Annotated in this window: 12 protein-coding genes; 9 read left to right on the top strand and 3 right to left on the bottom strand. The window is 57.8% G+C overall.

Going from position 1 to position 10,005, the window contains the following annotated elements:
- The first annotated feature begins 296 nt into the window (after nt 1-296).
- The 9 genes from C722_RS0100055 to C722_RS0100020 all read left to right on the top strand — a co-directional run bounded on the left by C722_RS0100055 (nt 297) and on the right by C722_RS0100020 (nt 8,583).
- On the top strand, nt 297-1,214 hold the full coding sequence (locus C722_RS0100055) for a LysR substrate-binding domain-containing protein (RefSeq protein WP_009681612.1): 918 nt from the start codon (nt 297-299) through the stop codon (nt 1,212-1,214).
- A 245-nt stretch (nt 1,215-1,459) separates the two neighbouring features.
- On the top strand, nt 1,460-2,491 hold the full coding sequence (locus C722_RS0100050; protein WP_009681611.1) for an ABC transporter substrate-binding protein: 1,032 nt from the start codon (nt 1,460-1,462) through the stop codon (nt 2,489-2,491).
- Nucleotides 2,492-2,531: 40 nt separating this feature from the next.
- Nucleotides 2,532-3,602 carry an ABC transporter ATP-binding protein gene (locus C722_RS0100045; RefSeq protein WP_017638573.1) on the top strand — a complete coding sequence of 357 codons (1,071 nt, stop codon included), beginning with the start codon at nt 2,532-2,534 and terminating at the stop codon, nt 3,600-3,602.
- Nucleotides 3,595-4,464 (top strand): ABC transporter permease, encoded by an 870-nt coding sequence (locus tag C722_RS0100040; protein WP_009681609.1) that lies wholly within the window; start codon nt 3,595-3,597, stop codon nt 4,462-4,464. The genes C722_RS0100045 and C722_RS0100040 overlap by 8 nt, the downstream gene beginning before the upstream one ends.
- 11 nt (nt 4,465-4,475) lie before the next feature.
- Nucleotides 4,476-5,270, top strand: coding sequence for an ABC transporter permease (locus C722_RS0100035; RefSeq protein WP_026083549.1), 795 nt, complete (start codon nt 4,476-4,478; stop codon nt 5,268-5,270).
- A gap of 92 nt (nt 5,271-5,362) precedes the next feature.
- The gene (locus C722_RS0100030) at nt 5,363-6,499 is read left to right on the top strand and encodes an FAD-binding oxidoreductase (protein ID WP_017638571.1); all 1,137 of its coding nucleotides are present in this window, start codon (nt 5,363-5,365) and stop codon (nt 6,497-6,499) included.
- The gene (locus tag C722_RS25520; protein ID WP_081594548.1) at nt 6,489-6,824 is read left to right on the top strand and encodes a (2Fe-2S)-binding protein; all 336 of its coding nucleotides are present in this window, start codon (nt 6,489-6,491) and stop codon (nt 6,822-6,824) included. The genes C722_RS0100030 and C722_RS25520 overlap by 11 nt, the downstream gene beginning before the upstream one ends.
- The gene (locus C722_RS0100025) at nt 6,817-8,187 is read left to right on the top strand and encodes an FAD-dependent oxidoreductase (protein ID WP_009681605.1); all 1,371 of its coding nucleotides are present in this window, start codon (nt 6,817-6,819) and stop codon (nt 8,185-8,187) included. Before C722_RS25520 ends, C722_RS0100025 begins: the two co-directional genes overlap by 8 nt.
- 36 nt (nt 8,188-8,223) lie before the next feature.
- On the top strand, nt 8,224-8,583 hold the full coding sequence (locus C722_RS0100020) for a RidA family protein (protein ID WP_009681604.1): 360 nt from the start codon (nt 8,224-8,226) through the stop codon (nt 8,581-8,583).
- Between the two features lie 249 nt (nt 8,584-8,832).
- Here the strand turns inward: C722_RS0100020 and C722_RS0100015 are convergent, their stop codons facing one another.
- The 3 genes from C722_RS0100015 to C722_RS26500 all read right to left on the bottom strand — a co-directional run.
- The gene (locus C722_RS0100015; protein ID WP_009681603.1) at nt 8,833-9,135 is read right to left on the bottom strand and encodes a DUF3077 domain-containing protein; all 303 of its coding nucleotides are present in this window, start codon (nt 9,133-9,135) and stop codon (nt 8,833-8,835) included.
- Nucleotides 9,132-9,302, bottom strand: a complete 171-nt coding sequence (locus C722_RS26860) for a hypothetical protein (RefSeq protein WP_017638570.1) — start codon at nt 9,300-9,302, stop codon at nt 9,132-9,134. The genes C722_RS0100015 and C722_RS26860 overlap by 4 nt, the downstream gene beginning before the upstream one ends.
- Nucleotides 9,303-9,695: 393 nt before the next feature.
- Nucleotides 9,696-10,005, bottom strand: a 310-nt coding sequence (locus C722_RS26500) for a hypothetical protein (protein ID WP_037062736.1), incomplete at its 5' end; no start/stop codon positions are given.

The raw sequence follows: 10,005 nt of genomic DNA, 5'->3' as shown, positions 1-10,005 counted from the left end.
TAAGGCGTCCGTGCGCATTGACGGAAAATCCGTGTGACAGATGACATAACTTGGAGCTCTATCCAATTCCTACCTCGGATAGCGCGTCGTGCACCAACACCTGGTCCGTCAAGGCCGCACAAAGCGGCATCCCGTCGCCGTGTGATGATGGACCTGGGGTACATTAAGCGTTTAACGCAGCGCTGCGCGAGTCCTGCATTGGGGGTGATTGCTTTGAGAGAGGCTGAAACACTGATTCGGCATACCGGCAAGCTGAATATTGGCGCTGTGGAGAAAGCGATATTGGAGACTTTTCCATGATGAGGTTCTCTGAAATTGAGGCGTTCAGGGCCGTCATGTTGTCGGGCTCAACCACTGCGGCCGCGCAGACGCTGCACACCTCACAACCTAATGTGAGCAGAGCGATTGCGCTGCTTGAACAAAAAACCGGCTTGAAACTTTTCGAGCGATTGCCAGGGCGACTGGTGCCCACCAGTGACGCCCGGTCCTTCTTCAAGGAGGTACAACGAAGCTTTGCGGGGCTGCACCATCTGGACGAAGCCGCCAAGCGGATCAAGCGGTTCAGCGGTGGCGCGCTGACGGTCGCCGCAGTACAGATGCTTGCGCTGGGCCTGGTGCCCAGGGTGATGCAGCAGTTTTGTCAAAATCTGCCCGAAGTCAGCGTGTCCATCCATACCGGCCACGCAACGACAGTGGCACGCTGGGTTGAAGATCAAACCTGTGATGTCGGCTTGGTCTCCCAGGTCAATAACAACTATGGCCTGGCCTATGAGCACCTGTATGAGGTAGACGCCGTCTGCGTGATGCCTGCAGACCATCGGCTCGCACGCAAGGACGTGATAACCCCCCAGGACCTGGCGAATGAGCCTTTCATCTCACTGCCCCGCACCGAACATGGCTACTCACTGGTCGACACCCATTTTGAAAACGCCGGTATTGACCGGCACATTCGCCTAGAGACCTCTTACAGTTCAATCACCTGTTCGCTGGTCATGCAGGGGCTAGGCCTATCGATCGTGAACCCGCTCGCCTCATTGGATTACCGCCATTCGGGCATGGTGACGCGGCCTTTTCTGCCCACCGTAAAACATCAGGGGTACATCATCTACCCCAAAGAGCGCGCGAACGATCGGTTGATTTCAGACTTCGTGACGACCGTCAAAGACGTGCTGGCCCGCGAACTCGAGAGCCTCGGGTGTAAAGCGCCGGCGTAGGGATTGCTCCCGGGAGGGGGGGTATATCACCAGTGCATAGGCCAAGGCGATATTCTATTTGCTTGTCCACCGCTGCTCCCCTTAACGTTGTGTTCAGCCGGAACTGGGGCGCTAAGCGTCTCCTGGAAGACAACAATTATAGTCCGTGCATTGAAGCTGGGCCCCTGCCGACTGATGTTACCCAATTGAGTCAAAACAGAGGCGGACCACTGCCTCGTTAACTCGCGTGAGGAGGGGAAGCTGACATGAAAAAAATCAACACCTTTGCATTGGCCAGCGCCATTACGCTTAGCAGCGGCGCGTATGCGCAAGACACGCTCTATTTCGCAGGGTATTCCGGCGACTTTCAAAAGACCTTTGAAACGGTCATCCTTCCCGAGTTCGAAGCCAAGCATGATGTCAACGTCGTTTATGTGCCGGGCAGCTCGAGTGAAAACCTTGCCAAATTGCAAGCGCAGCGAGCCAGTCAGCAAATCAACGTTGCCTTGTTTGACGACGGCCCCATGCATTACGCCGTGCAATTTGGCCTGTGCGATAACTTGGCGCAGTCGCCGGTGTATCAGGACATCTACGATATCGCCGCAGCCTCGAACTTCAAGGGTAAGGCGGTCGGTATCGGGCTGGTGGCGACGGGCATTGCCTACAATAAAGCAGTCTTCGCCAAGAATGGTTGGGCGGCGCCCACATCGTGGTCCGACATCGCGGACCCCAAATATGCCAAGCGCGTCGCCTCCAACCCTATCTCCGGTACGTTCGGCCTAAATACCTTGATCATGTTCTCCCGCATCAACGGTGGCGGTGAGCATGATATGGACCCAGGCTTCAAAGCCGTTCGTGAAAATGTCGCGCCCAATGTATTGGCGTGGACCTCTTCGAATGCCCAATTAGCGCAGATGTTCCAGAGCAACGATATCGATATTGCTGTCTGGGGTAGCAACCGTGCCGTGGCGTTGAAAAAAACAGGCTTTCCTATCGAGTTTGTTTATCCAAAAGAAGGCACACCCGCCATTATTGCTTCGGCCTGTGTAGTTTCCGGGAATAAGCTCGCAGAAAAATCTCAAGCGCTGATTCAATACCTGGCGTCTCCCAGTGTGCAGGCCAAGTTCGCCACCGAGGGCTTCGGCCCCGTCAACCGGCAAGCCAAGCTCGAAGAGGGTTTGGCCGAAGAGGTCCCTTATGGCGAAGAGAAGCTTGCGCAGCTGGTGCCGATAGACTGGGACACCGTTAACCGTAAACGTGCTGAATGGACAAAACAGTGGAGCCGTACCGTTGAGTGAGCGCTTTTCTCGACGATGATAATAATAGTGAGTATTGGCCATGAGTAATTTGATTATCCGAGGGCTCTCGAAAACCTATTCGGGCGGCTTTACCGCTGTGCGCAACTTGGACCTAGAGGTTAAGAGCGGTGAGTTCATCTCGCTGCTGGGTGGCTCGGGATGCGGAAAAACGACGACACTTCAGATGGTCGCGGGATTTATTTCCCCTACCACGGGTTCTGTCCATCTCGGTGGCAACGACATCACCAGCATGCTGCCTGAAAAACGTGACATGGGCATCGTATTCCAAAGCTATGCACTGTTCCCGCATATGACCGTTGCCGAAAACGTCGGCTTCGGGTTGCAGATGCGCAAAGTGCCTAAACAAGAGCTGGCGACGCGTGTCGAAGAAGCGCTCGCGATGGTCCGTCTGTCGGGGCTCGGGGCGCGTTATCCACGGGAGTTGTCCGGTGGCCAACGGCAGCGTGTCGCTATCGCACGGGTTTTGACGATCCGTCCGAGTGTCTTGCTGCTCGATGAGCCTATGTCGAACCTCGACGCTAAGCTCAGGGGTGAAATGCATGTTGAGCTCCGGGCGCTCCAGCGCCGGCTCGGCATTACTACTATCTTGGTCACCCATGACCAAGTCGAAGCCATGACAATGAGCGACCGAATCGCTGTGATGGCCGACGGTTGCATCGCAGAGCTGGGTAAGCCTCAAGATGTCTACGACCAGCCCACCTCCGGCTTCGCCATGCGCTTCCTGGGTCAGACCAATATTCTCATGGGCAAGGTGAAGTCCATCTCCCAGGGACAGGCATTGGTCCACCTGGACGGCATCGTCGTGCCCGCGAACCGGCAGCAGCTCAAGGTGGGCGACGACGCCATACTGTTCATCCGGCCTGAGCGCATCCGCTTCACCCCGCCCGGCGTTGGGAAAGCCGAGGGGCGTATTGCATCACGTTTGTTCCTCGGTGGCCTGTGGTATTACGAAATCGAAAGCGCCTTGGGCGCGTTGAAGATGACAGCACCGAACAATGGCGAGCGCCAGCCTCAAGAAGGCGAAACGGTCGGCATCGGTTGGGGCGACGGCGACCTGCAGGTCGTATCCGCGGAGGCCGCCCATGGCTGACACTACCTACCGCGCCAATGGTGCTCAGTGGGTACTCTCGCTGCCCGCGCTCCTGTTGTTTCTAGGGTTGCTCGTCGTACCCATCGCATTGACTGGCATGCTTTCATTCAATGTGTTCGACGCCATGAGTGGCACTCAAAACAGTTATACCTTGGCCAGTTACCTGGAGGTACTCAGCGACAGTTTCTATTACGAGCTGTTTGCCCGTACCGCTTTGATGTCACTGGGCGTCACCGCCGTCTGCATTGCCATTGGCGTTCCTGAAACGCTGATCCTTTCGCGCATGCGGCCCGCATGGCAAGGTGGCTTTTTCGTCGTGATACTCGGCCCGTTACTCATTTCCGTGGTGGTACGGACGTTGGGATGGTCGCTGTTGTTGGGACGTGAAGGTTTTATCAACTCAGCGCTGATGGCACTCGGTCTGATCGACCAGCCACTACAGCTCATGTTTACCCTGACCGGGGTAGTGATTGCCCTGACCCATGTGATGATGCCTTTCATGGTGATCTCGGTATGGAGCACGCTGCAAAAAGTCGATGGCCAGATTGCCCATGCGGCCCGCTCCCTCGGGGCCGGCCCGGTGACCACCTTCAGGCGCGTTGTGCTGCCGCAGCTGATGCCGGGTATTTTGTCTGGCGGGATCATCGTCTTTACCTTGTCTGCCTCGGCCTTCGCCACGCCGGCGATGATCGGCGGTCGCGGCGTCAAAGTCGTCACCACGGCGATCTACGATGAATTTCTCTCCACGATGAACTGGCCATTGGGCGCTTCCATTGCGGTGCTCTTGCTTATTGCCATTGTCTTCGTGGTGATCGGCAGCAATCGATTGATCGAGCGAAAATTCAAGCAGGTGTTCGTATGAGTGATCGCAGCCTGGAAAGTAACGGACCCTTTGCAATACTCTTCCACACACTGTTCGTCAGTTTCATTGTGGCGCCGCTGTTGATCATTGTATTGGTCTCTTTCTCAGACAAGGGCTATATATCGATGCCTTTCGACGGCGCCTCGTGGCGGTGGTACAAAGCCATTTGGGACGCCCCGGAGTTGATCAATGCGTTTTGGCTCTCGGTGTGGCTGGGGCTTGGCGCGGCGACGATTGCGTCCATTGTCGCGGTACCCGCCGCGATAGCTATTGCCAAATACCGTTTCGCCGGACGCGAAGCACTTACATCATTGATTCTCTCCCCCTTGATGATTCCTCATGTCGTGCTTGGTGTAGCGTTTCTCAGGTTCTTTTCAGTGACGGGGATTTCGGGTTCGTTCATCGGGCTGTTATTGGTGCATGCATTGATCGTCACGCCTTACTCACTGCGGCTTACCCTGGCGGCTGTCATCGGGATTGATCGCGATGCGGAACTGGCGGCACGCTCACTCGGCGCCTCTAAATATGTGTCCTTTTGGAAAGTGTTGTTTCCCTTGATTCTCCCAGGCGTGGCCGGCGGTTGGTTATTGGCCTTCATTCAAAGTTTCGATGAAGTCACCATGACGATATTCGTCTCCACCCCGGGTACTACGACACTTCCGGTTGCCCTGTATGAACGGATCGCATTGATGACCGACCCGGTGACGACTTCGGTTTCCACGGTAATGATTGTGGGAACGATGATCCTCATGTTTTTGCTAGACCGTATTGTCGGTTTGGACAAAGTATTAATCGGTAAAAAATAGGCCCAGGTGCACTTTTCGCTTCCAAAGACTTTGGCAGCGAGGACCCGCTCGCCCTTTTTTCAAGAGCTGCCGCACAGTTGCGGAGGTGAAGTATGAGCAAAGAACACATGATCGTAGTGGGCGGTGGACTCGTCGGCGCGGCAATTGGCTACGGTGCCGCGCGCAGGGGCCTTAAGGTCACCGTCCTCGACCAAGGGGATGCCGCATTACGCGCCTCTCGGGGAAATTTTGGCCTGGTCTGGTTATCGAGCAAAGGTGGTGGGATGCCCCGCTATGCGCAATGGACGCGCGATGCCGTAAGACAGTGGCCGGAACTGCACCGGGAGTTGCTCAGCCTGACGGGTGTCGATACGGGGCTTGAGCAAACGGGCGGCTTCTGGCTTGGGTTCAGCGAAAAAGAGGTACAAGCGCGGGCGGACTTGCTTGAGAAAATCAACAAAGCAGTGGGTGATATCCCCTATCAAATGATGGGCCCTGCAGAGCTGAGGCAGCATTTGCCTGGGCTAGGCCCCAAGGTCGTCGGCGGAAGCTTCGGTACTCATGATGGCCACGCCAACCCCTTGATGCTGCTCAGGGCACTGCATGCGGGTCTGAAAATGAAGGGGGCAGATATCATTTCTGGCGTTGACGTTGTTGCGGTCTCGCAGGACCCCGGTACCGGTAAATTCACGGCGCGTTCCCGGGATGGCCAATCCTGGAACAGCGACAGGCTCGTACTCGCCGCCGGTATCGGGATCTCCGAGTTGGCATCGCAAGTGGGGTTGCATGCCCCAACCCGCCCGACGCGCGGGCAAGTGCTGATCACCGAGCGGCTCAAGCCGTTTATCCCCTACCCGACGAACAAGGCGCGGCAGACCAAGGAAGGGTCGGTGCAGATCGGCTCGACTTCAGAAGATGTCGGTCTGGATGATCGCACGACACCTGACAAGATCAGCTGGCTCGCCGAACGGGCTGTAGATACGTTTCCCGCCCTCAAGGATGTGAGGCTCGTTCGAGCATGGGGCGCCATTCGGCCTTTAACCCCCGACGGCTACCCGGTGTACCAGAGTTCGACGACGTGCCCAGGGGCCTATGCCGTTATTTGTCATAGCGGCGTGACACTGGCGGCAATCCACGCCTACGTCATCGGGCCCTGGGTCGGGGGCATAACACCCTCACCCCCGAACTTCGAAGGGTTCCACAGCGACAGATTCCTAGACCCCAACGCGAGTTTTACCCATGACCACTAAGCCGCTTTTTTCTGTTTCGAACGCGCCTGCTGGGCGGACGGTAAAAATCACATTCGAGGGGCAAGAATTGCGCGTCGCCGAGGGCATCAGTGTGGCTGCCGCGTTGCTGACCCAAGGCGCCCGTGATTTCCGCTCCAGTATCGTCGGTAATGTTTCCCGCGCTCCGTACTGCATGATGGGTGTTTGCTTTGAATGCCTCGTTGAAATCGACGGCGTACCCGCACGGCAAAGTTGCATGGTCCCGGTGCGCGACGGCATGCATATCAGGCGTCAACTCGGCGCTGTGGCACTGGACCTCGGCGAAATGGGAGGGTGCCATGAATAATGTCCCGGTAGACCTGGTGGTCGTCGGTGCCGGCCCAGCTGGAATGGCCGCAGCCTGCCAGGCACGCGCCCAGGGGTTGACGGTGGTCGTGCTGGACGAGCAACCAGCGCTCGGCGGCCAGATCTATCGGCGGATCGAGTCCGCTCCTGAAGCCATACAACACATCCTCGGCGCGGATTACGTCGCAGGCCGAGCCCTTGCTCGTGAATTCAAAGCCAGCGGTGCTATCCACATCACCGGTGCGGTGGTCTGGAACGTGGCCGCTTCGGGGGAAATCAATTACATCGCCAATGGCCATAATGAAGACATCGTCGGCAAGTATGTCGTACTGGCCAGCGGCGCCATGGAGCGACCATTCCCCATCAAAGGCTGGACGTTACCTGGTGTAATGGGCGCGGGTGCCGGTCAGATCATGCTCAAAGGGGCTGGTGCACTGCCTACCGAGCCCGTTGTCCTCGCCGGTTGCGGTCCGCTGCTCTACCTCTTGGCTTGGCAATACCTCAGGGCAGGCGTGGCGATCAAGGCGTTGGTGGACACCACACCACAGTCGGCTTATGTCCGGGCGTTGCGCGAAGCGGCTGGTGCGCTCAAAGGCTGGCGTGATCTTGCCAAGGGCATGAAGCTGCTCGCGTCGATCAAGCGTCACGGGGTCAAGGTTTACTCGGGCGCTACCGACCTGGCAATCGTGGGGGACCATGCGGCCCAAGGCATTCAATTCAAACATCGCGGGCAGCGCACGTCCGTCGCGTCTTCTCTGGTGTTACTGCATCAAGGGGTGGTCCCGAATGCGCAACTCAGCCTCTCGACGGGCGCCGCGCACTATTGGAGCCCCGAGCAACTTTGCTGGTTGCCGCATACCGATGAGCATGGACGCCTGGGCGACACCGTGATCTACGTCGCCGGTGATAGCCGAGGCATCGTCGGCGCCAAGGCATCTGCTGTACAGGGACGCTTGGCGGCCTTGGCAATTGGGGCGCAGCTTGGAAGTTTGCAGGGCTTGGGACATCAACTGGCCGGACTGGCTCAGCAGTTGGAAAACGCTACGAGCATCAGAAAGTTCCTGGATGTTCTTTATCGCCCCCAAGAGGAAAATAGAATTCCCGCAGACGATAACGTGCTGGTGTGCCGCTGCGAGGAAGTGACTGCTGGGCAGATTCGCAGCTATGTAGCGTTGGGCTGCCATGGGCCGAATCAAACCAAGGCATTTGGCCGCTGCGGCATGGGGCCATGCCAAGGACGTTTCTGCGGTTTAACCGTCACCGAAATTATCGCGAAAACGCGCAACGTCGATCCTAACGAGGTCGGCCACTACCGCGTTCGCGCCCCTATCAAACCTATTTTACTGGGCGAACTTACACATTAGTTCGCCCGTTCTTCATACTAAAATCCAGGAGCCTATATGAGTGATATCGTTCGCATCGAAACTGACCCGCGCCGTAGCCGGGTCGTTATTTATAATGGTGTGATTTATGTCGGCGGGATGACCGCCGATGACCGCACTCAAGATATCGCCGGCCAAACACGCGATACATTGGCGAAAATTGAAGCTTATCTTGAGAAGGCGGGCTCAGACAAAAGCCGGGTGCTGACAGCGCAAATCTGGATCAAAGACCTGGCCCGTGACTTCGACAGCATGAATGAGGTCTGGAACGCCTGGACCGCACCGGGTTGCGCCCCCACGCGCGCCACCGCCCAGTGCGACATGGGCGCGCCGGATGTGCTGGTCGAGATCATCGTGACCGCCGCGGTTGCTGAGTAAGCCGCCTCGCAGTACTACAGCTAAACCGGTCTGTACGGTGTTCACGGCACCGCGCAATGTGATGAGGCGTTTCAACTACAGCTTCTGACTGGCGTGAGCGCGCGCACCGGCGCAAGGTGCGCCGCTGCGCCCACGGCTTACCAATCAGCCGGGGGGATATCCGCGGCTATCGCACCCGGCATGCCATCTACGGCCGCTACGCGCCCGATCGCGCAGCCCAGCGGGCTGAGTGGACTCCCCACAGGATTTCTAGGCCTTCAGAACAGTCTTCTCCCGCTTGTTCCGCATCCGCCCAGCCTCCACATCCGCGAGAATCGCCTGGGCAAGCCCACTCAGGTAATAGGCGGCCCAGATCATGTCGCCATCTTCATCCACAGCCCCCGCGAGGATCAGCTTGTGCACGCACCCCAACAGGGTCGAGGCCTGTTCCAGGGCATAGTCGCAGGGCACGCCAGGGCTGATGTGGAACAAGTCCATGGGCGGATTCTGGTTCGTGATGAAGCTCGTCACATCTGCGGTAGTGGCCTTCTCGGCCTCGGGAAGCGCGCTCATGTCATCACCTCCTGGCGCTCACTGGCCTGCAGCTTGGCGAGCGCAAGTTCGATCAGCGCCTTCGCCGTCTCGGCCGAATGCAACACATTCACCAGCATGCCGTGGCCCGGCTCGTTCGCATGGGCGTAGCAATAGTCGTCGGTGGTCTCGAAGAGACCGCGCAGCAATTCGCAAGCGTAGGCCAGGGAATCGGTGGGCGTCAGGTCGCTGTGGATGGTGAAGTAGGGGGTGGTGATGATCTGCCGGGGGTAGCGTAATGCGCGGATCGGGGACGATCTTTTTCATGGCGAAACTCCTAGGTCAAACAGGAGCTGTCTCCCAGTCCCTCTCACAGGATTAGGGTGGCAGCCATACGCGGGGTGAGAGACCGGAGACCTAGGAACCCGGCCAGACCGAAGTCTGCCCGCGCACGGCTGCCATGACAAAGCTGCCATTAGGTCTAAAAGCGGGCTCTCACACCCGGTCGTCGAAATGACGACCCCAGGAAATTAGACCTGATGGACCTTCCCTACAGGGAAAGGTCTGCAGCGCGCGTAGGATACTTTCTATGGGAAGTTGAGTTATCGCTGCGGCGTTGCCATCGCGTCGTTGGTACCGGACTGGGAACGGTACTCAATCGACGAGCTGTTCGTACGGCTGGATGGGCTAACCTGAGCCGATCGGTGATGTTGGTAGGGCCATCCAGGCCCGCGTGCTGCGAATTGGCGGCAATCCTCGTCGACGCGCCACAACTCGTCGGCGATTGGCTTTTCGCTCGCCATTTCGCGCTCGAATTCTGCCTCCATCGCGGCTTCAAGCTCGGGATCGAACGGTGGCTCTGAGTCGAAGTCGTCGTGGCAATACTCACCTGGGAGATGCTGCTCTTCCCTA

Source organism: Pseudomonas sp. 313 (assembly GCF_000316965.1).
In the GTDB taxonomy this organism is placed as follows: Bacteria; Pseudomonadota; Gammaproteobacteria; order Pseudomonadales; family Pseudomonadaceae; genus Chryseomonas; species Chryseomonas benzopyrenica.
The sequence above is the reverse complement of the archived record's forward strand: the minus strand, read 5'-3'. Positions and strand labels throughout refer to the sequence as shown.